This window comes from Streptomyces sp. NPDC007929 (assembly GCF_042959065.1).
Classification (GTDB): Bacteria; Actinomycetota; Actinomycetes; order Streptomycetales; family Streptomycetaceae; genus Streptomyces.
Genome location: NZ_JBIBKD010000005.1, coordinates 239444 through 254738, shown reverse-complemented (window position 1 = coordinate 254738; position 15295 = coordinate 239444). Strand labels below are relative to the sequence as shown.

Below are 15295 nucleotides of genomic sequence, written 5' to 3'. Positions count from 1 at the left end.
GGCCTCCTTCCTCGAGGCAGATGCCGTCAGCTGGTCACCTTGATGTCCACGACCCGGCCCCGGTAGTTGTTTTGCTCCGTCAGCGGCAGCTTGGTCAGCCACACCAGGAGGTACCGGCTCTTGAGAGACTCGTCGGGCTTGAGGGTCACCGTGGTACCGGACCCCTGGGCGACCTTGGTGTAACCGTCGAGCGACTGGGGCTGCGTCGCCGCGCCACTGGGGGCACGCAATTCGACGGAGGTGTCCCCCTTGAAGGAGACCGTCACCTTCCCGACGTCCTGAACCTTGCCGAGGTCGAGAATGACGCCCACACCGGACTTCAGCCGGCCGAAGTCGGCGCTGGCATAGAAGCTTGTCTCCCAGTAGGTGCCGGGTGCGTTGTCGTAGAGACGGTTTATCTCATCCGGATTCTCGGAACCGTCATTGCCCAGCGGGTCGAAGTCCTGGGCGCCCTTGATGGTGATCGGCTTGCTGACCGGCTTCTTCGGGCTCTTGTCGTCCCCGTCGTTCGTCTGTGTCCGGCCCGGGTCCTCGTTCTTGCCGCCCTGGTCCATCAGTGCGTCCGCCAGCTGCCAGCTGCCGAGGCCCAGCGCGGCGATCAGGAGCGCGGAGACCGCCCACTTCAGGGCCTTGCCTGTGCGGCTCTGGAGCGGGGGCGGCGGAGTCGGGACCGGCTGGGTGACGCCGGGATGTGGCGTCTGACGGCCGTACGTGCCCTGCTGGTACGTCGTGCGCTGGTACTCGGGCGGGGCGGTGAACGCCGGCTCCGGCGGACGGATGCGGGGCATCTCGCCGATCGCCTTCACCAGCTCCTCCGGCGTGGTGCACGGCGACTCGTGACGGGAGGCGGTGGCGCCGTCGTTGACGAGCGCGCGCATGGACAGCTCGGACAGACCACGGTGCACACCGGCCCGCACCTGGTCCGGCGCGATCAGGCCGATGTCCTTCGGCAGGCCCGACAGGCCGTAGGCGTCGCTCTCGTACGGCCAGCGCTGGGTGAGCGCCGCGTACAGCAGGGCGCCGATGGCCTCGGTGTCCGCGCGCTGCGGAGTGTCGGACGAGACGCCGCGCAGGGCGGCGTTGACGGCGAGGCCGCGGATGCGCCATTGGCCGGTCGAGGCGCGGAGCACGGCGTTGGGGTTCAGGCGCAGATGGGCGAGGCCCTCACGGTGGGCGGCGGCCATGGCGGAGGAGACCTGGCTGACCATCTGGTAGGCGTCGTAGGGCTCCAGGGGCCCGGAGGCGAGGAGCGTGGTCAGTTCCGTGGCGTCGGGGAGCCATTCGTGCACGACGTAGACGACGTCGTTCTCCTCCACCGCGTCCAGCACCTGGACGAAGCGCGGGTCGCCCAGGAGGGCGGACGAGCGGGCGGCCGCCAGGACGGAGCGGGCCCGTGCGTGGTCGGCGGGCAGGATGTGCACCCCGACGGCGCGGCGGAGTTTCTCGTCCACGGCACGCCAACTGCTGAAACCGTCCAGACGGGTGACGCACTCCTCGAGGCGGTAGCGTCTGGCCAGTTTGTGACCACTGTGCAGTTCAGGCGGCGAGGTTGTTCCGGCACCGTCGGTCCGGGTGCTCTCCTGTACCTCGTCGCTGTCCGTGTCCCGCTCCCGGTTCTTGGCCACCCCGTCGGCCGTGGACTGGTCCGCCTGTGCGGTCAGCGACGACTCGTCGCTGTTGTCTGCCACGTCGACGGCAGCCGTACTCCGTTCCGCCACCGTCGTTCCTGCCTCCCCATCCATTACGCGCCGGCCGGCGTCCCGTGCATGCCGCCCGACGCCGAAACCAATTGTGCCCACAGTCCGCCGCTATGCACGACACGCGGTGGCTGACGATGGTTGTGCGTCTACCCCCCGACTCAGCGTCCCAGGCGTCCGCGGACCATGCCGACCAGCGAGTTGAGTTCCTCGATGCGCATGCGGCGGGCGGCGACGAAGAAGATCCCGAGGAGCACGACGCCGCCGGCCAGGACCGCCGCGAGCGAGCCGGCCGGGCCCTGGCCGAGCGTGTGGCCGATGCCGTAGCAGGCCGCGCCGCTGAGCAGGGCGGCCGGGACCGACGCGATGCACAGCCGGGCGTAAGTCCGCAGGACACGGGCGCCGTCGAGGTCTCCGCCGAGCCGCTTGCGCAGCCGGCGCCAGGCGACGCCGACGCCGATCGCGTAGGCCAGGCCGTACGAGGCGGCCATGCCGACCACGGCCCAGCGGGAGGGGATGACGAAGAAGCAGATCGCCGATGCGCCCGCGTTGACCGCGGCCACGATGACCGTGTTGTAGAAGGGAGTTCGGGTGTCCTCGTAGGCGTAGAAGGCGCGCAGGACCACGTACTGGACGGAGTACGGGATCAGGCCGAGACCGAACGCCATGAGCATGAAGCCCATGTTGGTGGCCTCGCTGGTGCCCGAGGAGCCGAACATCAGCGTGCACATCGGGATGCCGAGGGAGAGGAAGCCGAAGGCGATCGGGACGATCGCGACCGCTGTGGTGCGCAGGCCCTGGGAGATGTCGTCGCGGACGGCGCCTCCGTCGCCCTCGACCGCCGAGCGTGACAGGCGCGGCAGCAGGGCGGCCATGAGGGAGACCGTGATGATGGCCTGCGGCAGGCCCCAGATCAGTTGGGCGTTGGCGTAGGCGGCGAAGCCGGTGCCGTCCACGGGCGAGGCCTTGCCCGCCGCGGTGGACAGCTGGATGACGATCATGGCGCCGGCCTGGTTGGCGAGGACGAACAGGACCGTCCACTTGGCCAGCGTGACGGCCTTGCCGAGCCCCTGGCCCTTCCAGTCGAAGCGCAGCCGCAACCGGAAGCCGGTCTCGCGCAGGTAGGGGATCATCGCGAGCGCCTGGACCACGAGACCGAGCAGGACGCCGATGCCGAGCAGGCGCTGGCCCTCCGGCGGGATGCTCGCGGCCTTCATCCCGGAGTCGGCCGCGGTGCCGTAGACGTAGATGAACATGCCCAGCGTCACAATGATGACGATGTTGTTCAGGACCGGGGTCCACATCATCGCGCCGAACTTGCCGCGGGCATTGAGGATCTGGCCCATCACCACGTGGATGCCCATGAAGAAGATGGTGGGCAGGAAGTACTGGGCGAAGGTGACGGCGACCTCGTTGGCCGCCGGGTCGCTGGCGACCCCGTCGGACAGCAGGCGGATCAGCAGCGGCGCGCCGAGGACCGAGAGCGCGGTGAGTCCGCCCAGCGTCACGATGACCAGGGTGAGCAGACGGTTGGCGTAGGCCTCGCCGCCGTCGTCGTCCTCCTTCATGGCGCGCACGAGCTGCGGCACGAAGACGGAGTTGAGACCACCACCGACGGTGAGGATGTAGATCATCGTCGGCAGCTGGTAGGCGACCTGGAAGGTGTCACCGAGGAGGCCGACGCCGAGCGCCGACACGATCAGCGCGGAGCGGATGAAGCCGGTGAGGCGGGAGACCATGGTGCCCGCCGCCATCACGGCGCTGGACTTCATCAGGCCCGCGGCGCGGCCGCTCTTCTTCGGGGCGGACGGGGCGGCGGGCTCAGGGGCCGGCGGGTCGTCCACGACGGGCGGTGCCGCGGCGGTCCGGCCGGGCTCGGCGTACTGGCCCTGCGGGCCGTACGGGCCCTGTGCCATCTGGCCGGGGGCCGGGGACGGGCCGGGGACCGCCGGAGACTCGTACGACGGGTGACCGCTGCCCTGTTGCTGGTCCCGGAAGAGGTGTGCGAAGGCGTCCGGCTCCTGGCGCGGCTCGCCCGCCTGGGAGACGAGGTCGTCCACGCCGACGAACTGGGTGGTGCGGGGGTCGTCGCCGTACGGCAGGTGCCGCGTCGGGCCCTCCGGCTCGGGCGCGGGTGTCTGCGCCCACACCTGAGGGTCGGGGGCGTACGGCGACTGCGGCGGCTGACCGTACAGCTGCTGCTGCGGCTGGTACGTGCCGGGAGCGGGCGGCGGGTGCGCGGAGCGGTCGTAGAGCGCCTCGCCGACCGGGTCCTGGGCGGAGAGGTCCTGGGCCCGGTAGGGGTCCTGGCCGTAGGCGTCCTGGAGGTAGATGTCCGCGGGCGGCTGCGGCGGCACCTGGCCGTGCTCGGGCGGTGAATCCTCGGGCCCACCCGTGTCGGGGTAGCCCGAGCTGCCCGCGGCACGGCCGCGGTCACCGTCGTACGGCGCGTTCATGGTTACCCCACCTCATCGTCCCGGGCCCACCGGCCACGATTTCTCAACGGTCCACTCTCTCACCCGTGCCGGACGGGTCGGCGTTTTCCGCTGCGGTGTCCGGGGCCGGGTCACTCGGCTGCTCGGAGGCGTCTGCCTCCGCGTCGGCCCCGTCCTCCTCCTTGAGACGTGCGCCGGAGGGCTCCGGGTTCTGCGGAGCGTTCTCCCGGTCGTGCGGGCCGTCGGTCTCGTCGGTCGCCTCGGCGGTGTCGTCCTCGGCGGCCTCACGGGCGGCGGCGCGCTTGCGGTGGGTGTACATCCGGAAGCCCGCGAGCACCAGGAGCAGGACGCCACCGCCGATGACCAGCATCACCGTGGGCGTGACCTCGGTGACCTTCACGTCGAAGGTGACCGGTGCGCCGTACTTCTGGCCGTCCTCCGTGTACAGCTGGGCGACGACTTCCGCCCGGCCGTTGGCGTTGGCCGACGTGGTGAACTTCACCGACTGGGCGTGGCCGCCGTTCACGGTGACGCGCTGCTCCTGGTAGGCGTCTCCGCCGATCTTGAGTCGCGTGGGGTTCTTCGACGTGAGCCGCAGTTCCAGGTGGTCGACGCCTTGGACCAGGTTGTTCTGGACGGTCACGGGGATCATGGCACTGCGGCCGGAGAGCTTGGTCTCCGACTTCTGGATCAGCTTGACCCCGTCGATGAGCCCGTTGAGGTACGACTCGATGCCGTCGCGGTATCCCACCGCCGCGACGCCCCGGCCGCGCCACGACGTGGACATCTCGCGGTTCATGGCCCGCCCGAACGGGGTCACCACACGGGACTGGCGGGTGAGGATCACCTTGAACTTGTCGAGCTTGCCCTGGGTGCGGGCGATCTGCTCGAAGGCGGCCCGGCCCAGCTCCTGCTTGCGCAGTGCGGAGGGGTAGGCGGAGGCCGATGGCACGCGGGTGTTGGCCGCGGGGTCGGGCTTGGTCTTGGCGGCGTCCGTGAGGTCCTGCGGCTCGGACCAGTTGCCGCCCTGGAGGGCTCCGAGAGCTTCCGCCATGGCCTGGGCCTGGCTCACGGACGGCATGCGCTGCGGGGCGACGACGACGCTGCGCTGCTTGCTGGTCTGCAGGTCGAGCGTGAGGCTCTGGGCCAGGAATCGCTGTACGGCGAGTGTGGAGGCGGAGGCCTTGGTCAGGTCGCCCCGGAAGGGCGTCGACATCCTGGAGTCGGCGACGACGGCCGTGGTGCCGCCGCCGATGGGCCGGGCCGCGGAGGGCGTGTACGGCAGGTTGTCCTGGAGGCTGTCGCTGCGGGTGATCACCTTGTCGGCGCCCGCGGAGGTGGCGACCTTCACGATCGACGGGTCGATGGCGCCGTCCACGGGCCAGACGAAGTCCGTGGACGGTTTCACATGGAGGATGGTCTCCACCGTCTCGTCGGCGACGTCGGTGGCCTCCTTGAGGTGGCCCAGGGAGCCGGTGACGTTCGTGCCGTTGTGGGCGAGGGAGGCCAGGTCCGGGTCGCCGAAGGGCAGGGCGGCCACCTCGTTGCCCGTGACGGCTTGCTGGAGTTCGGCCAGCCAGTGCTTGGCGACCTCCTGGTTCTTGCCGGGTGTGGTGGTGCCGTCCGCGGTGCGGACCTCGTAGCTCCGCGTCATCGCGTCGACGGATGCCAGCAGGTCGGGGTCGACCACCCAGGTGACGTCGAGGCCCTTGCCCAGCGACACCATCTGGTCGAGGCGGCCGCCCGGGGAGATCTCCTCGGCGAGTTCCTCGTCACGGAAGACGGGCGTCTGCTGCTCGTTCGACCCCGTCTCGGCCGCCATGTGGGCACTGGAGACGAGCGGCCACAGGAAGGTGGTCTTCGTCTTGGTGCCGGCTTCCTCGGGCTGCCACGGCAGAAACGTGCGCTGGATGCCGAGCACCTGGTCCCAGGGCTGTGCGGAGGTCTCCCCGGAGAGTGAGACGGCCAGCTGGTAGACGCCGTCACGGCCGAGATCCAGCTTGTCGACCGGTACGGAGATGCTGAAGGGCTCCGCGACACCGGGCGTGAGCTTGGCGTACTTCTCGGTGTACTTGCCGCCGACCTTCTCGCCGGAGGGGCCCTGGAGATCGTCGCTCTTCTTGGCGAGGGTGTCGATCGACGAGCGGGTTTCGAGAGGGGGCCCCACCTGGAGGTCCACATGGGCGCCGGTGACCGTCTGCTTGCCGTTGTTGGTCACCGTGCCCGACACGGTGATCGTGTCGCCCTCGGAGGGGGCGCTGGGTGTGAGCGAGTCGACGGCGACCGATACCGAGCCGCCCGCGGCAGCCTGGAGGGACTCCTGCCCGGCCGCGTCCGCCGGCGTCGCGGCGGGCAGCTGGAGGAGTCCGGCCAGCAGCGGCGCGCCGGTGAGCAGTGCCCCGGTGCGCCGCAGCCAGCGGCGGGCAGGTGAGGCACCGGCCCCCTGGAAGTCTGCCGCCTCGGCCACGCGCTCGTCCGTCCCTCGTCGTCGTCAGTGGTCGTCGGAATGTGCGTCCACGCATGGTAACGATGCGCGCTGAGGGGAAGTGCCGCGGTCCGTTCCACAAGATCGCGGGCCGACCGGGGGTTGCCCGCTATATGGCTCTATGGGCGGGAGTGGCTCTTTACGGCTCAAGAGCTGCGCTTGTGCGCCCATGACGGACCTGTCCCCGGGCGTCTGTACGGGGAAGGGCGGGGGGAATCGGAGGAGCTCGCGGGGGCCAGGGCCACGTACCCTCTTCTGTTGTGCCGAACGCCAACGAAGAAACCTCCAGTGCCCTGAGCCAGGTGCAGCATCGCGCGGTGAGTGAACTGCTGCGGGTCGCTCCTGTCGCCGACGACCTCGCCCGCCGCTTCCAGGAGGCCGGGTTCTCACTCGCCCTCGTCGGCGGTTCGGTACGGGACGCGCTGCTGGGACGGCTCGGCAACGACCTGGACTTCACGACCGACGCCCGCCCCGAGGACGTCCTCAAGATCGTGCGCCCGTGGGCGGACGCCGTCTGGGAGGTCGGAATCGCCTTCGGCACGGTCGGTGCCCACAAGGGCGGCTACCAGATCGAGGTCACCACCTACCGCTCCGAGGCCTACGACCGCACCTCGCGCAAGCCCGAGGTGTCGTACGGGGACTCCATCGAGGAGGATCTCGTCCGCCGTGACTTCACGGTGAACGCGATGGCGGTGGCCCTGCCGGAGAAGGAGTTCGTCGACCCGCACGGGGGGCTGGAGGACCTCGCGGCGCGTGTGCTGCGTACTCCCGGCACTCCGGAGGAGTCGTTCTCGGACGATCCCCTGCGGATGATGAGGGCCGCGCGATTCGCGGCTCAGCTCGGTTTCGAGGTCGCCCCCGAGGTCGTCACGGCGATGACTCAGATGGCCGGGCGCATCGAGATCGTCTCGGCGGAGCGGGTGCGGGACGAGCTGAACAAGCTGATCCTCTCCCAGCAGCCGCGCACGGGCCTGACGCTGCTCGTCGAGACGGGCCTCGCCGAGCACGTGGTGCCGGAGCTTCCGGCCCTGCGTCTGGAGCGTGATGAGCACCACCGTCACAAGGACGTCTATGACCACTCGCTGATCGTCCTGGAGCAGGCGATGGCGCTGGAGGAGGACGGCCCCGATCTCACCCTCCGCCTGGCCGCCCTTCTCCACGACATCGGCAAGCCGCGCACCCGCCGATTCGAGAAGGACGGCCGGGTCTCGTTCCACCACCACGAGGTGGTCGGGGCGAAGATGACCAAGAAGCGCATGACGGCTCTGAAGTACTCCAACGAGCTGGTGAAGGACGTCTCACGTCTGGTCGAACTCCACCTGCGCTTCCATGGCTACGGCACCGGTGAGTGGACGGACTCGGCGGTCCGCCGCTACGTCCGTGACGCCGGTCCGCTCCTGACCCGCCTTCACAAGCTGACCCGCTCGGACTGCACGACGCGCAACAAGCGCAAGGCGGCGGCTCTCTCGCGTGCCTACGACGGGCTGGAGGAGCGGATCGCCAAGCTGCAGGAGCAGGAGGAGCTGGACTCGATCCGTCCGGACCTCGACGGCAACCAGATCATGGAGATCCTCGGCGTGGGTCCCGGGCCGGTCATCGGTCGCGCCTACCAGCACATGCTGGAGATGCGTCTGGAGAACGGGCCGATGGAACATGACGCCGCAGTGGCGGCGCTCAAGGAGTGGTGGGCCGGGCAGGAGAGCTGAGCTGTGCAACGGGGTCATGTTTCACGTGAAACATGACCCCGTTGCAGTCGGCAGCCTGCCGGATACAGACCGAGGGGCGGTGTTTCACGTGAAACACCGCCCCTCGTCGCGTCTGCCTACTTCTTGTAGTCCTTCAGGCAGAGCAGGAAGTCCTTGCCGTCACCACTCTCGGTGTACGTGTACTGGAAGTCCTTCGCCTCGGCCTCGCACTTGCTGGAGGCCAGCGTCTGCGTGAGGTACGAGCCCTCGATCTTGGCCAGCACCTTGAACTGGGCCTTCGCGTCGCTGCACTCGACGACCTCGAGATCCGGGTTGTTGTCGCTGGCGCTGCCGCGGTGCATGCAGTCGCCGACCGCCGCTGTGTTGGCGTCGTCCCGGCTGGCCAGGTAGCCGCCGATGGCGACACCCGCCACGGCTATGACGACGACGATGTTCTTGATCGTCTTGAAGCTGAGCTTGCGACCGGACGGCTGCGGGGGGACCGGAGCGTACGGAGTGGCGCCCTGGGGCGGGAAGCCGGGCTGGCCGGGCTGCTGCGGGTAGCCGCCCTGGGGCGGGAACGGGGCCTGGGGCGCGGCCCCGGGCTGGCCCTGCGCGAACGGATTGCCCTGGGGCGGCGGAGTAGTCACTTGGGGGTCCCCCTAGAACATGGTGAGTGACGCGAACATGTCGCGAGATAAGACCCACGTAAGGTAGCGGCCCGCACCGACAACGCAGTAGCCGGAAGTGGCTCTGTGTCATTGATGTGACACTTACTGGCGGCCAAATCGACCCATAGCCACAGCTACTGTCGCGTAGATAACGGCGATCGTGATCACCAGCGGGACGGAGCGGCCATCCGGCGGCAGTATCAGGGCGGCCACGGCGGCCGCCCCGACGAAGGAAACGTTGAAGAGGACGTCGTACACCGAGAAGATTCGGCCACGGAAGCCGTCCTCGACGCAGGACTGGACGACGGTGTCCGTGGCGATCTTCGCGCCCTGGGTGGTGAGTCCCAGGACGAACGCCGCGGCCAGCAGCGGGGCGGTGGCGAACGGCAGTCCGAGTGCGGGCTCCAGCAGTGCCGCGGCTCCCGCGCACACCATGATCCATCGGCCCGGCCCGAGCCGCCCGGCGGTCCAGGGGGTCACCACGGCAGCCGCGAAGAATCCGGCGCCGGAGAAGCCCAACGCCAGACCCAGCAGGGCGAGTCCGTCGTCCGTGGTCGAGGTGAGCGCGTACCGGCACAGCATCAGCAGCATGACCAGCAGGGCGCCGTAGCAGAACCGCATCAGCGACATCGCCGTGAGCGCCCAGGCGGCCTCCCGGCGCTGCGGGGCGGCCAGGTGACGTACGCCCGCCGCCAGGTCGCGGGCGGTGCCCGTGAGGGCCGTCCCGATCTGCTCGCGCGGCAAGGGCCGGTCCGGGCCGAGGAGTTCCGGCGCCATGGTCAGCGAGGCGAGCGCGGCGCACAGATACAGCCCGGCCCCCACGAGCACCACCGCGGCGTCCGAGTCCGCCACCGCCAGGCGCACCACGAAGGCGAGGCCGCCGCCCGCGGTCGCGGCCAGCGTCCCGGCCGTCGGGGAGAGGGAGTTGGCGATGACCAGGCGGTCGGCGTCCACCACACGCGGCAGGGCGGCGGAAAGGCCTGACAGGACGAAGCGGTTGACGGCGGTGACGCACAGGGCCGAGACGTAGAAGAGCCAGTCCGGTGCCGGACTGAGGATCAGCAGGGCCGTGGCCAGGGCCAGCAGGGCCCGCAACAGGCTGCCGAACAGCAGGACCTGACGGCGCCTCCAGCGGTCAAGCAGGACTCCGGCGAAGGGGCCGACGAGGGAGTACGGGAGCAGCAGCACGGCCATCGCGGAGGCGACACCGGCCGCCGTGGTCTCCTTCTCCGGCGAGAAGACCACGTACGCGGCGAGCGCGACCTGGTAGACGCCGTCGGCACCCTGGGACAGCAGGCGCACGGCGAGCAGGCGCCGGAAGCCCTGGAAGCGCAACAGGACGCGCAGGTCACGGACGACGGCCATGGGGCCCAGCCTCACATACGGGGAGGGTCCCCGGGTCGTACGACCCGGGGACCCTCACAGCCCTGGCAGGAGCGACTGGTTGCGGCGCCTCAGCGCTCGACCTCACCCTTGATGAACTTCTCGACGTTCTCGCGAGCCTCGTCGTCGAAGTACTGCACGGGCGGGGACTTCATGAAGTAGCTCGACGCGGAGAGGATCGGACCGCCGATACCGCGGTCCTTGGCGATCTTCGCGGCGCGCAGAGCGTCGATGATGACGCCGGCGGAGTTCGGGGAGTCCCAGACCTCGAGCTTGTACTCCAGGTTCAGCGGGACGTCGCCGAAGGCGCGGCCTTCGAGGCGGACGTAGGCCCACTTGCGGTCGTCCAGCCAGGCGACGTAGTCGGACGGGCCGATGTGGACGTTGCCCTCGCCCAGCTCGCGGTCGCGGATCTGGGAGGTGACGGCCTGCGTCTTGGAGATCTTCTTCGACTCGAGGCGGTCGCGCTCGAGCATGTTCTTGAAGTCCATGTTGCCGCCGACGTTCAGCTGCATCGTGCGGTCCAGGACGACGCCCCGGTCCTCGAACAGCTTGGCCATCACACGGTGCGTGATGGTGGCGCCGACCTGCGACTTGATGTCGTCACCGACGATCGGGACGCCCGCCTCGGTGAACTTGTCCGCCCACTCCTTGGTGCCGGCGATGAAGACCGGAAGGGCGTTGACGAAGGCGACCTTGGCGTCGATGGCGCACTGCGCGTAGTACTTCGCCGCGTCCTCGGAGCCGACGGGCAGGTAGCAGACGAGGACGTCGACCTGCCGGTCCTTGAGGACCTTGACGATGTCGGCCGGCTCCTCGGCGGACTCCTCGATGGTCTCGCGGTAGTACTTGCCGAGGCCGTCGAGGGTGTGGCCGCGCTGCACCGTGACACCCGTGCTGGGGACGTCGCAGATCTTGATGGTGTTGTTCTCGGAGGCGCCGATGGCGTCCGCCAGGTCGAGACCGACCTTCTTGGCGTCCACGTCGAACGCGGCGACGAACTCGATGTCGCTGACGTGGTAGTCGCCGAACTGGACGTGCATCAGGCCCGGCACCCTGGACGCCGGGTCGGCGTCCTTGTAGTACTCGACTCCCTGCACCAGCGATGCGGCGCAGTTGCCCACACCGACGATGGCTACGCGAACCGAACCCATTCCGGTTGCTCCCTGTGTGTACGAGTGAGGCCCTGAGTGGGCTCTCACGTGGCGGTGTCGTCGGGCGTATCCGGACGGGGGTCGCCCCCCGGCCGGGGCAGGCCGCCCGACGCTCCAGATGTGGTGTCACGCGAGGCGGGCTCCCCGGTGGCCGGACCCTTGAGGTCCCGCCCCGCCCGCTCGCTCTCGATGAGCTCGTTCAGCCAGCGCACCTCGCGCTCCACGGACTCCATCCCGTGGCGCTGGAGCTCGAGCGTGTAGTCGTCGAGGCGCTCCCGGGTCCGGGCCAGGGACGCGCTCATCTTCTCCAGCCGCTCCTCCAGCCGGCTGCGGCGGCCTTCCAGCACGCGCATGCGGACATCGCGTGAGGTCTGTCCGAAGAAGGCGAAACGAGCCGCGAAGGTTTCGTCCTCGTACGCGTCGGGCCCGGTCTGCGAGAGCAGCTGCTCGAAGTGCTCTTTCCCCTCCGCCGTCAACCGGTAGACGATCTTGGCGCGACGCCCCGCGAGGGGGGCGGCGAGGGGTTCCTCCGGGGTACTCCCGGGTTCCTCGATCAACCAGCCGTTGGCGACCAGCGTCTTGAGGCAGGGGTAGAGCGTCCCGTAGCTGAACGCACGGAAGACGCCCAGCGATGTGTTGAGCCGTTTACGCAGCTCATAGCCGTGCATCGGAGACTCGCGGAGCAGGCCGAGGACGGCGAACTCGAGGATCCCGGAACGTCGGCTCATCGTCGCCTCCTCTCGCCGTGGTGCGCATGTATCAGTCCGATGTGTCGGGCCGATGTGTCGAGCTGATGTATCGACTCGATACATCACGACGATAGAACGGCCTTCCGGATGCGACAAGAGGGGGGTGGGTGGTCGGGATCACATCACCGATTCATCGGACACGAGTTGCCTGATTTGAGGTGAACTTCGGGGCTCGGCAGGTTTTGACGGTGCGTAGTCTGTGCGCCATGCACATCACCGGGAACCGAGTGACGCCTGAGAGCGTCGTCGTCTTCGGTGTAGTACGGGTGCATGCGGGACCGATGAATGCGGAGCCGACCGCATCCGTACTTCGGGGGGACCGGAAACCAGCCGCCGTTTCCAGGCGCGCAGGGGTGCGCCTGCCCGAGGAGTAGTCGTTCGATGAGCGAGCACCGTCGCAAACCGCCGCAGCCGCAGGGAGGCGGACGTGCCGCGGCCCGACGCGGCCAGTCCGGCTCGTCCTCCGGCCGCCGCGCGGCACCGCGAGGCGCCACCGGGTCTCCGTCCGACTCCTATGGGTCGGACGCTTTCGACTCAGGGGGTGAGGAGCGTCAGTACGGCGGCCGTGCCGAGGCCCGCCGTGCTGCGCAAAGAAGTACGGGTGGCAGCCGCCGCAGAGCGGCCGAACCCACCCGAGGTGGCCGGCGCGCCGCCCCCGGCGGGCCGAACGGGCCCGGGCGGGGCCGAGGGCGCGCCGCCGCCGTCCCGGACAAGAAGCGGCTGATCGACTACCCGCGGGCCGGTAAGTACGGCTGGCAGCGCTGGATGCCGTCCTGGAAGCTCGTCTCCGGTCTGTGCATCGGCTTCATCGGCAGCCTCCTGGCCGTGGCGGGCATCGGCTACGCCATGGTGGGCGTCCCCAATGAGGAGAACGCCGCGGCGCTGTCGCAGAACAACGTCTACTACTGGGCCGACGGCAGCCAGATGGTCGCGGCGGGCAGTGGGCAGAACCGGCAGAACGTCACCATCGACCGGATCCCCAAGGCCATGCAGTGGGCGGTGATCTCGGCCGAGAACAAGAGCTTCTACCAGGACAAGGGCGTCGACCCCATGGGCATCGCCAGGGCCCTGGCGAACATGGCCCGGGGCGGTGACACACAGGGTGGTTCGACGATCACCCAGCAGTTCGTCAAGAACACCTATCTGAGCCAGGAACAGTCGCTCAGCCGTAAGTTCAAGGAGATGTTCATCTCCATCAAGGTGGGCACTAAGGTCTCCAAGCCGGTGATCCTCCAGGGCTACCTGAACACCTCGTACTACGGCCGTGGCGCCTACGGCATCCAGGCCGCGGCCCAGACCTACTACGGCAAGGAAGCGAAGGACCTCAAGCCGAGCGAGTGCGCCTTCCTCGCCGCCTTGCTCAAGGGCCCGACGTACTACGACCCCGCGGGCAACGAGGGCATCGACAAGACGGCGACCCGCAAAGCCAACCGCAAGCGCTCCGAGGCCCGTTGGGGCTGGATCCTCGAGCAGATGCACAACGACAAGAGGATCACGGACAAGCAGTACCAGGACGCCATCAAGAAGTACCCCATGCCCCAGGAGCGCAAGGCGTCCAAGGGCATGAGCGGCCAGATCGGCTACCTGGTGGACACGGCCAAGAAGTATGTCCTGAACCATTCCAACATCTCCGAGAAGCAGTTCGACCTGGGCGGCTACCAGATCAAGACGACCTTCAAGAAGGCCAACGTCGAGGCGCTGGCGAAGGCCGTCAAGAAGGTCGAGAAGGAGAAGCTCGACCCGAAAAAGCGTGAGCTGGACAAGCACGTCCAGTTCGGTGCGGCGTCGGTGAAGCCCAAGGACGGCGCGATCGTCGCGCTCTACGGCGGCGCGGGGTACGAGAACGGCCACTTCAACAACAACGCGGACACCTCGGGTGTCCCCGTCGGTTCGACGTGGAAGCCGTTCGTGCTCGCCGCCGCGATGGAGCACGGCACCTACCGGAGCGACGGTCCCCTCTCGCCGCTGAGCAAGTACAACGGCAACGACCATCTCAAGGTCAAGAACAACGACGGCACCTACGTCCTGAAGAAGGACAACACCCCGTTCTTCCAGGAGAACGAGAGCAACTACCCCTGGGGCTACATCTCGCTGCGCAAGGCGATGGAGCAGTCGGTCAACACTCCGTTCGTGCAACTCGGCATGGATGTGGGGATGAGGAACGTGCGGGACGTGGCCGAGAAGTCCGGCATCCTGGACTCCAGCTTCGCCACGCTCAACCCGTCGTTCGCACTCGGAACGTCGACCCCCAGCGCGATCCGTATGGCCGACGCCTACGCGACCTTCGCCGCCTCGGGCAAGCAGGCCGCCCCGTACTCGGTGACCAGCGTCAAGTTCAACGGCCAGGAGGTCGACGGCTTCGACAAGCCGAGGATCACCCAGGCGATGCCGGAGAACGTGGCCAACAACGTCACCGACATTCTGGAGAACGTGATCCAGAACGGAACGGGTAAGAACGCCCTCGCCCTGGGCCGCACCGCGGCCGGCAAGACCGGTACCACCGACGAGAACAAGTCGGCCTGGTTCGTCGGTTACACCCAGCAGCTGTCGACCTCGGTCGCGATGTTCCGTGAGGACCCCAAGAGCGCCAAGCTGCTCTCCATGAACGGCACGGCGGGCGAAGAATCCATCCACGGTGGTGACGTCCCCACGCTGGTGTGGACCGAGTACATGAAGGCCGCGCTGAAGGGCGTGACCGACACCGGCTTCCCCGACGCGGAGAAGATCGGCGAGATCCAGGACGAGGCAGGTGCCCCGTCGCCCACGCCGAGTCCCAGCGTGACGCCCAGCGAGACGGAGTCCGAGCAGCCGAGCCCCTCGCCCTCCGAAAGCACGAGCCCGTCGCCGACCCCGAGTGACACCTGTGGGTTCTTCGGCTGCGAGGACGACGGCGGTACGGAGAACGCCGGCAATGAGAACGGCGGGGCGGACGGAGGGGCGAGCACCGAGCCCTCTCCGACCGACACGGCAGAGAACGGCGGCAACAGCAGGGGCAACGGCAACGGAGGCTTCTTCGGAGGCCCCGAGGGATAGCCG

9 protein-coding genes are annotated in these 15295 nt (G+C 68.8%); 2 read left to right on the top strand and 7 right to left on the bottom strand.

From position 1 onward, the window contains the following. Positions 1 to 26 precede the first annotated feature (26 nt). The 3 genes from ACFZDE_RS18625 to ACFZDE_RS18615 all read right to left on the bottom strand — a co-directional run bounded on the left by ACFZDE_RS18625 (position 27) and on the right by ACFZDE_RS18615 (position 6599). Entirely contained in the window at positions 27 to 1718 is a 1692-nt protein-coding gene (locus tag ACFZDE_RS18625; RefSeq protein ID WP_391200803.1) for a protein kinase family protein, read from the bottom strand. Positions 1719 to 1858: 140 nt separating this feature from the next. Beyond that, positions 1859 to 4153 carry a murein biosynthesis integral membrane protein MurJ gene (gene murJ / locus ACFZDE_RS18620; protein ID WP_391200800.1) on the bottom strand — a complete coding sequence of 765 codons (2295 nt, stop codon included), beginning with the start codon at positions 4151 to 4153 and terminating at the stop codon, positions 1859 to 1861. Between the two features lie 43 nt (positions 4154 to 4196). Next, a complete protein-coding gene (locus tag ACFZDE_RS18615; RefSeq protein ID WP_391200798.1) occupies positions 4197 to 6599 on the bottom strand; it encodes a DUF6049 family protein in 2403 nt (800 codons plus the stop codon). Between the two features lie 278 nt (positions 6600 to 6877). On the opposite strand from ACFZDE_RS18615, the gene ACFZDE_RS18610 reads away from it, so the two are divergent. Then, a complete protein-coding gene (locus tag ACFZDE_RS18610; protein ID WP_391200796.1) occupies positions 6878 to 8323 on the top strand; it encodes a CCA tRNA nucleotidyltransferase in 1446 nt (481 codons plus the stop codon). 116 nt (positions 8324 to 8439) lie between these two features. Here ACFZDE_RS18610 and ACFZDE_RS18605 read toward each other — a convergent pair whose 3' ends face one another. From ACFZDE_RS18605 to ACFZDE_RS18590, 4 genes are all read right to left on the bottom strand, one after another. After that, positions 8440 to 8952 carry a hypothetical protein gene (locus tag ACFZDE_RS18605; protein ID WP_391200794.1) on the bottom strand — a complete coding sequence of 171 codons (513 nt, stop codon included), beginning with the start codon at positions 8950 to 8952 and terminating at the stop codon, positions 8440 to 8442. A gap of 123 nt (positions 8953 to 9075) precedes the next feature. Continuing rightward, entirely contained in the window at positions 9076 to 10338 is a 1263-nt protein-coding gene (locus tag ACFZDE_RS18600; RefSeq protein ID WP_391200792.1) for an MFS transporter, read from the bottom strand. 89 nt (positions 10339 to 10427) lie between these two features. Next, entirely contained in the window at positions 10428 to 11510 is a 1083-nt protein-coding gene (locus ACFZDE_RS18595; protein WP_390998472.1) for an inositol-3-phosphate synthase, read from the bottom strand. A 44-nt stretch (positions 11511 to 11554) separates the two neighbouring features. After that, positions 11555 to 12238, bottom strand: coding sequence for a helix-turn-helix transcriptional regulator (locus ACFZDE_RS18590; protein ID WP_390998470.1), 684 nt, complete (start codon positions 12236 to 12238; stop codon positions 11555 to 11557). Between the two features lie 402 nt (positions 12239 to 12640). On the opposite strand from ACFZDE_RS18590, the gene ACFZDE_RS18585 reads away from it, so the two are divergent. Next, positions 12641 to 15292 (top strand): transglycosylase domain-containing protein, encoded by a 2652-nt coding sequence (locus ACFZDE_RS18585; protein WP_391200790.1) that lies wholly within the window; start codon positions 12641 to 12643, stop codon positions 15290 to 15292. Positions 15293 to 15295 lie beyond the last annotated feature (3 nt).

Excerpts from the sequence above, each read along its gene's own strand:
- murJ (WP_391200800.1), bottom strand. The coding sequence starts at position 4,153 with ATGAACGCGCCGTACGACGGTGACCGCGGCCGTGCCGCGGGCAGCTCG.
- ACFZDE_RS18600 (WP_391200792.1), bottom strand. The coding sequence starts at position 10,338 with ATGGCCGTCGTCCGTGACCTGCGCGTCCTGTTGCGCTTCCAGGGCTTC.
- ACFZDE_RS18595 (WP_390998472.1), bottom strand. The coding sequence starts at position 11,510 with ATGGGTTCGGTTCGCGTAGCCATCGTCGGTGTGGGCAACTGCGCCGCA.
- ACFZDE_RS18590 (WP_390998470.1), bottom strand. The coding sequence starts at position 12,238 with ATGAGCCGACGTTCCGGGATCCTCGAGTTCGCCGTCCTCGGCCTGCTC.
- ACFZDE_RS18585 (WP_391200790.1), top strand. The coding sequence starts at position 12,641 with ATGAGCGAGCACCGTCGCAAACCGCCGCAGCCGCAGGGAGGCGGACGT.